At 68.3% G+C, this 12691-nt stretch carries 13 protein-coding genes and 1 pseudogene; 9 read left to right on the top strand and 5 right to left on the bottom strand.

All coding sequences use genetic code 11. The annotated features are described in order from the left end of the window. The first annotated feature begins 12 nt into the window (after positions 1-12). Together AC07FT_RS28715 and AC07FT_RS28710 are read left to right on the top strand one after the other, a co-directional pair. Positions 13-1275 carry an MFS transporter gene (locus AC07FT_RS28715; RefSeq protein WP_479178820.1) on the top strand — a complete coding sequence of 421 codons (1263 nt, stop codon included), beginning with the start codon at positions 13-15 and terminating at the stop codon, positions 1273-1275. A gap of 203 nt (positions 1276-1478) precedes the next feature. Further along, positions 1479-2021, top strand: a complete 543-nt coding sequence (locus AC07FT_RS28710; protein WP_479178818.1) for a GNAT family N-acetyltransferase — start codon at positions 1479-1481, stop codon at positions 2019-2021. Positions 2022-2066: 45 nt separating this feature from the next. Here AC07FT_RS28710 and AC07FT_RS28705 read toward each other — a convergent pair whose 3' ends face one another. After that, positions 2067-2972 carry a LysR family transcriptional regulator gene (locus tag AC07FT_RS28705; RefSeq protein ID WP_479178817.1) on the bottom strand — a complete coding sequence of 302 codons (906 nt, stop codon included), beginning with the start codon at positions 2970-2972 and terminating at the stop codon, positions 2067-2069. Between the two features lie 80 nt (positions 2973-3052). Here AC07FT_RS28705 and AC07FT_RS28700 point away from each other — a divergent pair, with 80 nt between their 5' ends. The 5 genes from AC07FT_RS28700 (at position 3053) to AC07FT_RS28680 (ending at position 6624) form a co-directional block, all read left to right on the top strand. Continuing rightward, positions 3053-3988: a DMT family transporter gene (locus AC07FT_RS28700; RefSeq protein WP_479178815.1), complete on the top strand. Its 936-nt coding sequence runs from the start codon at positions 3053-3055 to the stop codon at positions 3986-3988. Beyond that, positions 3958-4479 carry a YbaK/EbsC family protein gene (locus tag AC07FT_RS28695; RefSeq protein ID WP_479178813.1) on the top strand — a complete coding sequence of 174 codons (522 nt, stop codon included), beginning with the start codon at positions 3958-3960 and terminating at the stop codon, positions 4477-4479. The genes AC07FT_RS28700 and AC07FT_RS28695 overlap by 31 nt, the downstream gene beginning before the upstream one ends. A gap of 59 nt (positions 4480-4538) precedes the next feature. After that, positions 4539-5087: a GNAT family N-acetyltransferase gene (locus AC07FT_RS28690; RefSeq protein ID WP_479178811.1), complete on the top strand. Its 549-nt coding sequence runs from the start codon at positions 4539-4541 to the stop codon at positions 5085-5087. 222 nt (positions 5088-5309) lie between these two features. Next, on the top strand, positions 5310-6122 hold the full coding sequence (locus AC07FT_RS28685; protein WP_479178810.1) for a class I SAM-dependent methyltransferase: 813 nt from the start codon (positions 5310-5312) through the stop codon (positions 6120-6122). A 4-nt stretch (positions 6123-6126) separates the two neighbouring features. Further along, a complete protein-coding gene (locus AC07FT_RS28680; protein ID WP_479178808.1) occupies positions 6127-6624 on the top strand; it encodes an N-acetyltransferase family protein in 498 nt (165 codons plus the stop codon). Here the strand turns inward: AC07FT_RS28680 and AC07FT_RS28675 are convergent. Together AC07FT_RS28675 and AC07FT_RS28670 are read right to left on the bottom strand one after the other, a co-directional pair. Then, positions 6542-7524 (bottom strand): annotated as a pseudogene (locus AC07FT_RS28675) (IS481 family transposase). The gene AC07FT_RS28680 and the pseudogene AC07FT_RS28675 overlap by 83 nt on opposite strands. A gap of 121 nt (positions 7525-7645) precedes the next feature. Next, positions 7646-8872: an amidohydrolase family protein gene (locus tag AC07FT_RS28670; protein WP_479178806.1), complete on the bottom strand. Its 1227-nt coding sequence runs from the start codon at positions 8870-8872 to the stop codon at positions 7646-7648. Positions 8873-8984: 112 nt separating this feature from the next. Between AC07FT_RS28670 and AC07FT_RS28665 the strand changes: the two genes are divergently transcribed. Further along, complete coding sequence (locus AC07FT_RS28665; RefSeq protein WP_479178805.1) at positions 8985-9476, top strand: MarR family winged helix-turn-helix transcriptional regulator; 492 nt, start codon at positions 8985-8987, stop codon at positions 9474-9476. Positions 9477-9674: 198 nt separating this feature from the next. On the opposite strand, the gene AC07FT_RS28660 is transcribed toward AC07FT_RS28665, so the two are convergent. After that, positions 9675-10178, bottom strand: coding sequence for a hypothetical protein (locus AC07FT_RS28660; protein WP_479178803.1), 504 nt, complete (start codon positions 10176-10178; stop codon positions 9675-9677). A 193-nt stretch (positions 10179-10371) separates the two neighbouring features. Continuing rightward, positions 10372-11823: an amidase gene (locus AC07FT_RS28655; protein WP_479178907.1), complete on the bottom strand. Its 1452-nt coding sequence runs from the start codon at positions 11821-11823 to the stop codon at positions 10372-10374. A 90-nt stretch (positions 11824-11913) separates the two neighbouring features. Here AC07FT_RS28655 and AC07FT_RS28650 point away from each other — a divergent pair, with 90 nt between their 5' ends. After that, positions 11914-12576 (top strand): TetR/AcrR family transcriptional regulator, encoded by a 663-nt coding sequence (locus AC07FT_RS28650; RefSeq protein ID WP_479178802.1) that lies wholly within the window; start codon positions 11914-11916, stop codon positions 12574-12576. The last annotated feature ends 115 nt before the right edge of the window (positions 12577-12691 follow it).

Genomic DNA, 12691 nt, shown 5'->3' with positions numbered 1-12691 from the left:
CCGGAAAGAGATATGACCAGCATCGCTCCCGGCGACACGACGGACTCCATATCCGACCCCGCCCAGGCCCAGCCCCGCATCCTGCGCGTCCTGATCGCCTCTCAGATCCTCAGCGGTGCGGGCCTCGCCGCCGGCGCCACCGTCGGCGCCCTCCTCGCCCAGGACATGCTCGGCTCCACCAGCCTCGCGGGGCTGCCCAGCGCCCTGTTCACCGCCGGCTCCGCTCTCGCCGCCATCGCCGTCGGCCGTATCTCCCAATCCCGTGGCCGACGCCACGGCCTCGCCGTCGGCTACCTCACCGGCGCCATCGGTTCGGCAGGCGTCATCGCGGCCGTCATCCTGGACAACCCCGTCCTGCTGTTCACCGCCCTTTTCGTCTACGGCGCCGGTACCGCCACCAACCTCCAGGCCCGATACGCCGGAGCCGACCTCGCCGGCCCCGACCACCGCGCCCGCGCCGTCTCAACCGTCCTGGTCGCCACCACCCTCGGCGGCGTCGCAGGACCCAACCTCGCTGCCCCCACCGGCCATCTCGCCGAATCCCTCGGCGTGCCCAACCTCGCCGGACTCTTCATCCTTTCCGGCATCGCCTATGCCCTGGCCGCCCTTGTCCTCGCCGTCTGGCTGCGGCCCGACCCGCTGCTCCTGGCTCGCAGCCTCGCCATGCCGAAGGACACCAGGGTCGCCGACGCGACCACCGCAGACGCCGCGGATATCCGGGAAGGGCGCAAGGTCGTCGTCTTCGGTGCGCTCGTCATGGTTATCAGCCAGCTCGTCATGGCTGCGATCATGACGATGACACCGGTCCACATGCACGAACACGGCCACGGGACAGCTGCCTCCGGCCTCGTCATCGCCATCCACATCGGCGCCATGTATCTGCCCTCACCACTCACCGGCTGGCTCGTCGACCGCTACGGCCATATGAAGATCGTCGCCGCCACGGGCATCACCTTCCTGGCCGCTGGCATCCTCGCCGCCACCGCACCCGGCGACTCGCTCGTACCCCTCGCGCTCGCGCTGGCCCTACTGGGGCTGGGCTGGAACTTCGGCCTCGTCTCCGGCACCGCGATCATCTCGGACACCGTCCCGCTCGCCACCCGCGCCAAGACCCAGGGCGTGGTCGATGTCGCCATCGCCATCGCCGGCGCCACCGGCGGTATGGCCTCCGGTGTCATGGTCGCCGCCACCAGCTACCCCGTCCTCGCCCTTACCGGCGGCATCCTCTCCCTCGCCCTCCTGCCCGCTGTCGCCACCACCGCCTACCGCCGGTGAACACCCCCACGCACCCCGCACCTCGCGCCTGACATCGGCTGGACCGTTCACCGACGTTGATGTGCGAGGCGAGTCACCAGCGCTGCTCACGCCAAGTTCGTGACCATGAGCAGGCGGGTCGGCAGACAACGGATGGCATGTGCCCAGCGGAACACTCCCTGACTCAGCCCGTGTGAGAGCCATGGGTGATCCAGAATGATGGGATGGTCACGCTTGAGACTCCCCGATTGGTCCTGCGTCGCTGGCGCGAGGAAGACGTTGCGCCCATGGCTGCCGTCAATGCCGACCCCGAGGTCATGCGGTGGATTCGTGACGGCAGTGTCCGTGACGAACAGCAGACCCGCAGCGGGGTCCGGGCATGGGAGAGCGAGTGGGAATCACAGGGCTTCGGCCTGTTCGCCGTGGAGATCCGGTCCACTGGTGAGCTGGCCGGGTTCACCGGCCTCTCGGTTCCCGGCTACTTGCCGGAGGTACTGCCGGCGGTCGAGGTCGGCTGGCGGCTGGGACGTTCACACTGGGGGCAGGGCCTGGCCACCGAGGCCGCGCGAGCTGCTCTGCGGTTCGGCTTCGAAGAGCGTGGGCTGGAGCGGATCGTCAGCATCGCCCAAGTGGGCAACGACGCGTCCGAGCGGATCATGACCAAACTGGGGATGCATCCGGTCCGTGAGACCGTCAATCCCACCTACGGTCGGCGAGTGCGGGTGTTCGAGTTGTCGTCGGACCACTACGTCACAACCACTCGTTGACGGCGGCAACACTCCACCGGCTGCCGGGCCGTGTGGTTGGCGCGGTCAGGCGTCTCGGCCCTGGATCTGTGTGGCGGCGTGGCGCAACTCGGTGAGGACCGTTCGGACGGCGCTCCGGGCGGTGCGCTCGGGCCGGTGGAGTACGTCGATGTGGCGTCGGGCGTGTACTCCGCTCAGCGGCCTGAGCACGACGTCGGGGTGCGCGCGGGCAGTCCAGCGGGGCATCAGCGCGATGCCGCCGCCAGCGGCTACGGCCTCGGCGACCACCGCGAATTCGTTGATCCGGTGGACGATCTCGAGTCGGCGGTTGGCGACGCTGGCGATGGCCTCGATGGTGGCCATCAGCGGGAAGCCGTCATGGACCGTGATCCACGGCTGGTCCGCCACGTCCCGCGGTGAAAGCAGTGGCTTGGAGGCCAGCGGGTGGCCGGCCGACAGGGCCACGTCAAGGGGCTCACGCAGCAGCGTGGCCGAAGCCACGGTGCGCGGCCAGGGTGGAGCGTGGTCGAGGCGATGAGCGAGCACGAGATCGTAGTCGCGGGTCAGGGCGGGGAACCGGTCCTGGGCGACGTCTTCGTCGACGAGCGCGGGGTGGGGCCGGCCCGGGCCGCTGAGGCCGCGTAGCAGGAGCGGGAAGAACGCGGAGGCGGCGCTGTGGAAGGCGGCCACCGATACGACGCCGTCGGGTTGGTCGGCGAAGTCGGTGATGGTGTGGCGTGCCCGTGCCAGGGCGGTCTCCACCTCGATGGCGGCCGCGGCCAGGGCCTGCCCGGCGTCGGTCAGCACCACCCGGCGTCCGGCGCGTTCGGTGAGCGGGACGGGGATCGAGCGCTGCAACAGCCGAAGCTGCTGTGAAATCGCGGACGGCGTCACGTGCAGTGCCTCGGCGACCGCACTGACGCTGCCCAGATCTCCCAGTTCACGCAGGATCCGGAGCTGCCTTTCATCCATCCTGACATTGTAGTCTCGCTACAGGTTGGATTTAGAAATTGGTGATGGCCTTCAACGTTCCGAGGGTGCAGCGTGGGGGCATGCCTGTCGCCCGCCGTACCGATGCGGTACTTCTGCTGGTCGCGTTGGTCTGGGGATCCAGCTACCTCGCGGCCAAAACGGCCACCGTCGCGCTCCCGGTCATGGTGGTGCTGTTCGCCCGATACGGGATCTCCGCACTCGCGTGCGCGGCCCTGGTCGCCTCCCGCCGTCAGACGCGCCGCTGGACCCGAGCCGAGGTCCGTGTCGGGTCGCTGCTGGGAGTCACGCAGGCGGCGGTGCTCGTGCTGGAGACCTACGGGGTGGCGCACACCAGCGCCGCCAACGCCGGGCTGATCATCAGCCTGACCATCGTGCTGACGCCGGTGCTGGACCGTACCGGCAGCCGTCGGCTGCCGGGGACGTTCTTCCTCGCCGCCGGGCTGTGCGTCCTGGCCGTCGCTCTGCTCACCTCGAGCACCGGGCTGCATGCACCGCGACTCGGAGACGTGCTGATTCTCGTCGCCGCCGCCGTCCGGGCCGGCCACGTCGTGCTCGTCGGACGGCTCACGGCGGGCCGCTCCATGGACCCACTGCGTCTGACGACCGCCCAGACCGTCGTCGGCTCGATCCTGTTCCTGCCGCCCGCCATCACCCACCTGCCTGAGCTGGCCCACAGCACCGCCACCACCTGGACCCAGCTGATCTATCTCGCCCTGTTCTGCAGCGTCTTCGCCTTCCTCGCCCAGACCTGGGCAGTGCAGGGCACCTCCGCAACCCGGGCCAGCCTTCTGCTGGGGACCGAACCGATATGGGCCGTTGCCACCGGGGTGAGCCTCGGCGGCGAACGGCTCACCCCCTGGGCCACCCTCGGCGCCGTGCTCATGGTCGCCGGAACCTACTGGGGTCAGGCCCTCGAACGAACCCACCGCACCACCGCAGCGAAGACCGCGAAAGAGGATGAAGCGTGCCCGGTCATGACACCTACCAGCGCCTGATCACCCTGCTCGACACCACTCGGACGCCGTACCGGCTCATCGACCACGAAGCGGAGGGCACCACGGACTCGGTCAGCGCGCTGCGCGGGCACCCGGCCTCGCATGCGGCGAAGTGCATCATCCTCAGGGTCAAGACCGACCGACGGATCACCCGCCACGTGCTGGCGGTGGTGCCGGGAGACCGGCGTGTCGACCTGGATGCCGTTCGCTCGCTGTTCAACGCCCGCTACGTCGGATTCAGCGACGCTGCCACCGCCGAACGACTGGCCCATGCCGTCCCCGGCACGGTGCTTCCCTTCGCCTTCGACCCCGATCTGCAGCTCGTTGCCGATCCCGAGGTCATTGCCCGACCACAGCTCTACTTCAACGCCGCTCGCCTCGACCGCTCAGTGGCCATCTCGGGCGCCGACTACGCCGCACTCGCCCAGCCACGCATAGAACCCATCGCCCATCCGAGGGTTGGCGACGTCCAAGAAGGGGTGAGCACCTGATCACACCCCGGTAGTGGATCACTCTGGTGACCCACCCTCACAGGTTCTACCGTTGGCCCATGCTCAAGATGCCGTCGCGGGTCGAACTGCGCCCGCTCACCCCCTCCGACCAGGACGAGTTCTGCACCCTGGTGCGGGCCAGCTCCGAGCTGCACCTGCCGTGGATGCAGCTGCCGGCGACCGCGGAGGAGTTCCAGGCCTGGATGCGTCGCTTCGACGACGGCACCAACCTGGGCTTCCTGGTCCGTGTCCGGGAGACCGGCGCAGCCGCCGGCATGGTCAACATCAACTCGATCATCCGGGGCCGTTACCAGGGTGCGTCCCTCGGTTACGCGGCCTTCAGTCCGTCGGCCGGACACGGGTACATGACCGAGGGGCTCGCCGTGACCTTGCAGCACGCCTTCACCGACCTGCGGCTCCACCGGCTGGAGGCCAGCATTCAGCCGGGGAACAAGGCGTCTCTGGCCTTGGTCCAGCGGCTGGGCTTCCGCTACGAAGGGGTTTCCCCCGCTTATCTCTACATCGACGGGGACTGGCGGGACCACGAACGCTGGGCCATCACCGCCCCGAACCCCTGGGCGCCCGATCCGTCCCTTCCCGAGGTCTGAGTCGCACGGCACCGCTGCCGACGGACATGGCAGAGGGTTGCTCGGGTGCGATCCGCGCGTGCCGCGGATGGCTGCGCTTCACTGTCGACGGCCGAACTCTGCCCCCGCGGCCGGCTCGTGGACACCATGCCGTACAAGATCCAGACTGGCGGTCCGTGGAACGGCAGGCATGCTGACGCTCGCCGTCCGTCCCCCACACCACGACAGAAGAGGGATGCCGTCATGAACACCAACGCGCCTTCCATCTCTGCCCGGATGGGAGAGGACACGGCGGGCGAGCGGGCTCGTCTGGAGTCCATCCAGCGCAAGGTGGACGCCTTCACCATCGGCCTCATCGAAGACCTCCGCATCGAACCATCCTGGAACTGCCTGGAACTGGGCGCAGGTGCCGGGTCCATCGCCTACTGGCTTGCCGACCGTTGCCCGGACGGCCGCGTCGTCGCCGCGGACATCGACACCCGCTACCTGGACGCCGGCCGAGCCGCGAATCTCCACGTCGAGAAAGCCGACATCTGCGAGGAGGACTACGCGCCGGGCAGCTTCGACCTCATCCACGCCCGCTACCTGTTCTGCCATCTGCCCAGGCGGGACGAGCTGATCAGGCGGGCCGCGGGCTGGCTGTCGCCCGGCGGCTGGCTCGTCGTCGAAGAGCCCTATCACCTTCCGGCCGAGACCTCGCCCTTCCCCCTCGTCCAGCGGCTCCTGGACGCTTATCAGCGCAAGTACCGTGAGCACGGGGCCGACATGACGTGGGCACGTGGCCTTCCCGCCCACCTCGCCCGCTGTGGGCTGAGCGCAGTGTCCTATTCCGGAAACCTCGGCCGTATGGGCGGCGGACTCGAGAAGGACCGCTGGCTTCCCCTCATCACCCAGGCAGCCCCGGACCTCATCGCCGACGGGCTCATCACCGCAGCGGACCTGACCGCGTTCTCGGACCTCCTGAAGGACCCTGCCTTCATCGACATTCCACAAATCACCATTTCCGCATGGGCCCGCCGCCCCTGGGACACGCCGAACGTGTCCCGGATAGAGTGACCGGATGTTCAATGTTCGTCGCGCCGACACCCGCGACGGGGATGTCCTCGGTGAGATCCACGCCGCAGCCTGGGAGGCGGCCTACGCCCCCTTCTTCGATGCGGAGTTCGCCGCGCGTGCGGTCCGGAGCAGGCGGATGCGATGGCACCAGAGGCTCGCGGAGGGAGCGGCGACGATCCTGCTGGCCGAAGACGAGAGCCGTCCTCTGGCAATGTCCGCCTACCGTCCGTCCTCGGCTCGGCCGGGTCTCGCCGAGATCCTCACCTTCTACAGTCACCCCGACAGCTGGGGCAGCGGGGTCGCCGCCGCATTGATGACCGGGACGCTGCGCTCCCTGAGCGACGACGGTTTCGCCCGGGTTCACCTGTGGACACTGCGTGACACCCCACAATCCCGTCGCTTCTACAGCAAGTGTGGCTTCACCGAGTGCGGAACCGCCCGTACCTTTGACTTCGGCGATGGGAACCCCCTTGACCAGGTCGAATACGAGCGAGCGTGTTGACGCCCGTGGCATTGTTGATTCGACTGATGGGCGGGTGGCCGCCGAGTGCAGTGTGGCAGCGGTGATGGTTGTAGGTGTGGAGGAACTCCACGAGAGCTGCGGTGCGCTCGGCGTTGCTGGAGTACGGGTGCACGTACGCCCATTCGTCGAGCAGCGTGCGGTTCAGGCGTTCGACCTTGCCGTTCGTCTGCGGGCGGTACGGTCGGGTGCGTTTGTGGACGATGCCAGCGACGCTCAAGGTCTGGCCGAACAGCTTGGATCGGTAACAGGAGCCGTTGTCGGTTAGGACGCGTTCGACGGTGATGCCGTGTTCGGAGAAGAAGGCGTTCGCGCGTCGCCCGAACGCGGCTGCGGTCTCCTTGCGCTCGTTGGCCAGGACCTCGCTGTAGGCGAGCCGGGAGTGGTCGTCGATGGCTGTGTGGACGAAGCTGTATCCGATGACGGGGCTGCCGCCCTTGCGCGCGTCGGTCGTCTCTTGATACCGACGTGGATCAGCTCGCCGGGGCGTGCGCGTTCGTACCGGCGAATTACCTGGCCGGTGGGCCGGTCCATCCAGCGCAGTCGGTTCAGTCCGTGGCGGGTGAGCACGCGATGGACTGTGGAGGCGGGTATGCCCAGGATCGGACCGATCCGTGCGGGGCCGAGCTTTCGCTCGCGCCGCAGCGCGCAGACCTGTTTCTCGACGTCTGAGGCAGTGCGGTGCGGGGTAGTCCGGGGCCGACTCGTGCGGTCGAACAGGCCGGTGTCGCCCTTGGTGCGCCAGCGACGTACCCACGTGTAGGCCGTGGCGCGGGAGATGCCCATTTCGTCGGCTACGTGCGCGACGGGGCGACCGGATCGGACCCGGTCGATCAGAAGTCGTCTGCCGTGGACGGTCAGTCGGGCGTTGGGGTGGGACACGAAGACCTCTGCTGTGGTGCGGATCTTGATCAGCCGTCTGGGCTCAGGCGGGGAGCGCAGGCACGTGAGGCCGCCGACCCGGTGGTCGGCGGCCTATGGCGCTGTGCGGTGGGCGGCGGGGTCAGGCCGCGAGTCGGGTGCCGCGGCGCCAGATGGCGCGTGTGTTGAGGGTGTCGGAGATGGTGCTGGTGGGGTCGCCGTCGATGAGGAGGAGGTCGGCGCGCATACCCTCGGCGATGCGGCCGCGGTCTTCGAGGCCGAAGCGGCGGGCAGTGGTGGCGGTGGCTGCGCGCAGGGCCTGGGCGGGGGTGAGGCCGGCTTGAACCAGGTACTGCAGTTCGTGGTGGACGCTGGCGCCGTGGGCGAGCCCGCCCAGGAAGGGCAGGGGCAGGGAGACGTCGGTGCCGGCCAGCAGGTCCACGCCTGCGTCGGCGAGGGCCTTGACGGTGGCCAGAACGTCTTCGATCTTGCCTTGGGGGTAGTGGCCGAAGGCGGAGCGCAGGGCCTTGTCCCAGTCCGCATCGAGGCGGGTGGCGACGCGCGGATCGTCGGCGAGGTCGCTGCCGGTGATGCCCATCATGGAGGCGTTCAGGACGACGCAGGGCACGACGAACACTCCAGCGGTCTTGACCAGGTTGATGATCTCGTCGGTGTGGGGCTGGTCCATGAAAAGGTGGGCCAAGCCGTCGATACCCGCCTCGATGGCCATACGGGTGGCGTCCACGGTCAGGGCGTGGGCGATGGTGAGCATGCCGTGCTTCTTGGCCTCAGCCACGCCGGCGTTCAAGGTGGCCTGGTCAAGCATGGGCAGGCCCGGATGCCCTTCGACGCTGCCGTCGTCGACCATGAACTTGATGTAGTCCGAGCCGCGTTCGATCAATTGCGGGATGAATGCAACGGCTTCTTCGGGGGTGGTGGAGAACGGCATCAACGGCGGCTCTCCTGCAGGCTTGGCGCCGGGAGGAGGGCCGGGACGGAAACCCTCGGGGAACAGCTCACTGGGGTGGCCGCCCGGAGGGGTGATACCGAAACCGGAGGAACGCACGTCAGCGACGGCATCGTCCTCGCTGATGTGGGCCCGGTTGGCCCGCGTGTTGGTGCCCTGCATCTCCAACTCGGTCGTCACACCGAACCGCAGCGCCAACGCCAGCGCGTCCCGGCTGGTGTGGACGTGCGCGTCGATCAGGCCGGGGACCAGCGTGGCGCCGCTGCCGTCGACGATCTCGGCCCCTGCTGGGGCGTCGCCGCCGATGCGGGCGATGTGCCCGCCCTCGACGAGCACGGTGGTCACCCCCAGCGGCTTCTCGCCGTCGAAGACCCGGGCACCAGCAATAGCGGTCACGGACATGACTTACCTCGATCCTGGAGTACGACCCTCCATCCCAATGTATACCTAAAGCTATGTACATGCGTAGTGGAATGGTTATGTATGTCGACCAAAACTCCCTAGGATGGGCGGCATGAGCAGCTCGTCAACGCCCCGGGAGACCGGCAAGGGCCTCTTCGATCAGGTCGGACCTGCCCTGTCGCGGCTGCGGCGGCGCACCTCGGGCGGACGCAGGGATCTGACCCGCAACCTCGTCCTGAACGTGGTCGCGGACGCGCCCGGCGAGATGACGGTCGGCGGCATCGCCGCCGAGATGGGCGTCACCCAGCCCGTCGCGAGCCGCACCATTGCCGCCTGCATCGCCGACGGACTGCTGCGGCGATCCGCATCCCAGGCAGACGGCCGCCGCACCGTCCTTGAACTCACTCAGGCCGGCCAAACCGAGCGCCGCCGCTTCGCCTCCGAGCAGCGCGAGATCTTTGAGCACATCACCGCTGCATGGGAGCCGACCGAGCGCATGCAGTTCGCCCAGTTCCTCATCCGCTACAGCCAGGACGCCAGCGCCTGGTCCGCCCGGCAGGCCCACCGCAGCGACGATGACACGAGTGCCCGCGCACACGACTGAACCACCCCGCAGCGATGTAGGGCAGGACTCGCGTCACGCCGCAACATCACCCTCGGGCAAGCTCCCGAAAACCGGACGAAGCGAACCCCTGAGCATTGTCAACAACGCTCGTGGGCGATACACCTAGTCCACGCAGGTCAGCGCCATGCAGACGACCAACTTCGATAGGACAGGACTTCTGTTGACGGAAGCAAGCTGTCACTTCTTTGGTGTTGACCGCTCGTTCAAGAACGCTTTCGCCGCGTCGATCGCTTCTCTGCTGAGCTCTTCCCATGAGACGCCCCAGGTCTCCTCCCAGACGTCCAGGTTGTGCGCGCAGTGCACCAGTGGTTCCAACTCGTCGGGGTAGCCGAGGTCATAGGCGATATCTGCCCAGATGCGGTACGTGCCGACGGCAGGATTCAGGGATCCGTCGGCGATCTGGACGGCGATCCAGCGGGCCATCGCCCACTTCGCGGCCTCGGGGTCGTCAGGTGGGTGGAACAGCAGTCCCAGCTCCTCCAGCACCTGGTCGAAGAGCGCTGACGCTTCGGGCTCTTCGCCCCGAAGGAGGCCGGCCAGCATGGCGAGGGACGGGCTCTCAACTCCGGCAATCAGCGCGTCCAAACCCGCCTGAATGAGCCTGTCAGATCCGACGTGCCCATCGAATGCCCTCTCACGCGCGATGTTTCTGAGCCGATCGAGGGCGTCGTCGCGGGTCATCGAAGTCTTCTCGGTCGGCATCTGGGATGAGGAGGCTTGCACATCCGGCGGCGCTGTCGCCAGCGAGTTCCTCCGTTTTTGGCAATCGGTGCGCTGAAGCCCGGGAGCTTCAGCTGCGCCGGGAGGCGGGCCGGTGTGGTGGCTGGTGGTTCGGCCGTAAGTTGGCACACCTCTGCGGGGGCGACGTCCTTCGTCAGGTGTTGTCGCCGTGGCCCGCCCATACCGCGGGGGTCCGCTGGTTCCAGGGGCTGGCTTGTTCGAGCTGTCCTGCGAGGCGGAAGAGGACGTCCTCGCTTCCGTAACCGGCGGCGAACTGCAGGCCGATGGGGAGGCCTGTGGCGGTGTCGGACGCCAGGGGCACCGACATGGCGGGCGTGCCGGCGACATTGAAACCCGCGGTGAAGGGGGAGCGGTCGAGCAGGCGGGTCAGCCATCCGAGGCCGTCCAGCTCGTCGGCTCCTTCGGCATAGGTTCCCAGGGGCACGGGCAGCTCGGGCAGGGTCGGGGTGAGGAGTATGTCGTACGCGGCGAAGTACCGTGCCACGCTTCGGGCCACGCGGTTGCGCATCGTCAGTGCGTTGACGAACTGTGCGCCGGTGACCTGCTGCCCGTAGCGGTAGCTGGCGAGGATGACGTTCTCCACCGTGGTGGCGTCGACGGGACGGCCGAAGGCGGCCGCCAGGTCATCCATCCACGCGGTGAGGTTCGCGGTCCACAGGACGGCGTTGCCGAGGATGAACTCGTCCCAGCCGACTCCCAGGTCGAGGTCCGCTTCGTGCACGTGGTGACCGAGTGACTCCAGCAGTCGCCTGGTGGTGGCGACGGCGTCGGCCACGGGCGCGGTGGTACGGCGGCCTCCCCAGGGCTGGGTGAGGACGCCGATCCGCAGCGCGCCCGGATGCCGGGCGACCTCCTCGGCGTACGGCCGCTCGGGCTGGGCGGCGAAGTAGGGGTCGCCCGGTTCCGGCCCCCTCATCCGGTCGAGGAGGACAGCACTGTCGCGCACGGTGCGGCTGACGCTGCCCTGCACGGCGAGCCCGTTGAAGATCTCGTCCACGTCGGGTCCCATGGATATCCGCCCCCGGGTGGGCTTCAGGCCGAACAGCCCGTTGTAGGCGGCCGGGATGCGGATCGATCCCGCGGCGTCGGTGGCGTGCGCGACGGGGACGATCCCGGCGGCGACGGCGGCACCTGCCCCTCCGCTCGAACCGCCCGCACTCCGTTCGATGTCCCAGGGGTTGTGCGTGGCCCCGTAGAGCACCGGTTCGGTCGTGATGCTGTAGGCCATCTCCGGTGTGGTGGTACGTCCGAGCGTCACCAGTCCGGCCTGCCTGAACCGTCGCATCAGGGACGAGTCGGCCTCCGCGATGTGGCCGGCTGCGAGGCGGCTGCCCAGCTCCATGCGCTTGCCCGCCATCGAGACGCCCAGGTCCTTGATCAGGAAGGGCACCCCTGCCAGTGGTCCTCTTTCGTTCTGCGCTGTCTCATCCGAGGGCCATGTCTCCGCCACGGCGTTGATCCGCGGATTGACCACGCGCACCGCCTCATGTGCCGCGGCCTCCAGCTCGGCGGGTGTCACCTCGCCGCGGGCGACCAGGTCGGCGAGCCCCACCGCGTCGAAGCTCACGTACTCGGAAAGTTTCACTGTCACGCTCTCCTCATGCCATGGCGATACGGCATAGCCTTACGTGATACCGATCGGTATCACCAGGGATGGTTTGGTACCGTAGCAGTGATGGGACAGGGCGACAACGCCGATCGCACAGCGGAGGGGAACCCCGTGACAGCCACCTCGAGAAGGCCGACGAGGGTGGCGACGCTGCCCCCGCGGGAGCGCATCCTCGACGCCGCCGAGGAGCTCTTCCTCAAAGAGGGCATCGGGCGAGTCGGCCTCCAGGCGATCGCCGATCGGGCCAAGACCACCAAGATGGCGATCTACCGGCACTTCGAGTCCAAGGACGCCCTGATCGTCGAGTGGCTGCGCATCGTCACCCATGACTACACGGCAGCCTTCGACAAGGTGGAAGAAGAGCACCCCGGCGACGCCCGCGCTCAACTGCTCGGCCTGGCTCAGTTCATCGCCGACGGACTTCCGGCGATCACACACCGGGGCTGTCCCTTCATCAACTCGATAGCCGAGCTGCCCGACCCGGCGCACCCGGCGCGCCAATTGATCCAGAGCCACAAGACCGGGCAGGCGCGCAGACTCACCGCCATGTGCGCACGGGCCGGTCTGCCGGACCCCGAGCAGACCTGCGCCGCGATCACCTTCCTCCTCGAGGGCGCGCAGATCAGCGCTCAGAACGGGAGCATCGATCAGGCGGGAGATCGCCTCATGAGAGCGGTCGAGGCCATCGTGCTGCCCGATGCTGCCCAGAGGACGGCGTCACGCGGCTGAGGCCGGCTCCCCGAGTGTCCGACCATGTGACGCGATGGGCAGTGGATCTGACGCTGCCGCCCGAGCAGCGCCGTCGAACACGCAGCGATGTGTGCCGGGCTTCACCGCGGCCGGA

This window comes from Streptomyces sp. NPDC045899, from assembly GCF_056431485.1.
This window is presented reverse-complemented; position numbering and strand designations above follow the sequence as displayed.

What these genes read in the sequence shown, in the direction of transcription:
- AC07FT_RS28650 (WP_479178802.1), top strand. Translation starts at nt 11,914, where the DNA reads ATGGGACAGGGCGACAACGCCGATCGCACAGCGGAGGGGAACCCCGTG.
- AC07FT_RS28685 (WP_479178810.1), top strand. Translation starts at nt 5,310, where the DNA reads ATGAACACCAACGCGCCTTCCATCTCTGCCCGGATGGGAGAGGACACG.
- AC07FT_RS28715 (WP_479178820.1), top strand. Translation starts at nt 13, where the DNA reads ATGACCAGCATCGCTCCCGGCGACACGACGGACTCCATATCCGACCCC.
- AC07FT_RS28660 (WP_479178803.1), bottom strand. Translation starts at nt 10,178, where the DNA reads ATGACCCGCGACGACGCCCTCGATCGGCTCAGAAACATCGCGCGTGAG.
- AC07FT_RS28710 (WP_479178818.1), top strand. Translation starts at nt 1,479, where the DNA reads ATGGTCACGCTTGAGACTCCCCGATTGGTCCTGCGTCGCTGGCGCGAG.
- AC07FT_RS28680 (WP_479178808.1), top strand. Translation starts at nt 6,127, where the DNA reads ATGTTCAATGTTCGTCGCGCCGACACCCGCGACGGGGATGTCCTCGGT.
- AC07FT_RS28665 (WP_479178805.1), top strand. Translation starts at nt 8,985, where the DNA reads ATGAGCAGCTCGTCAACGCCCCGGGAGACCGGCAAGGGCCTCTTCGAT.
- AC07FT_RS28690 (WP_479178811.1), top strand. Translation starts at nt 4,539, where the DNA reads ATGCTCAAGATGCCGTCGCGGGTCGAACTGCGCCCGCTCACCCCCTCC.
- AC07FT_RS28670 (WP_479178806.1), bottom strand. Translation starts at nt 8,872, where the DNA reads ATGTCCGTGACCGCTATTGCTGGTGCCCGGGTCTTCGACGGCGAGAAG.
- AC07FT_RS28705 (WP_479178817.1), bottom strand. Translation starts at nt 2,972, where the DNA reads ATGGATGAAAGGCAGCTCCGGATCCTGCGTGAACTGGGAGATCTGGGC.
- AC07FT_RS28700 (WP_479178815.1), top strand. Translation starts at nt 3,053, where the DNA reads ATGCCTGTCGCCCGCCGTACCGATGCGGTACTTCTGCTGGTCGCGTTG.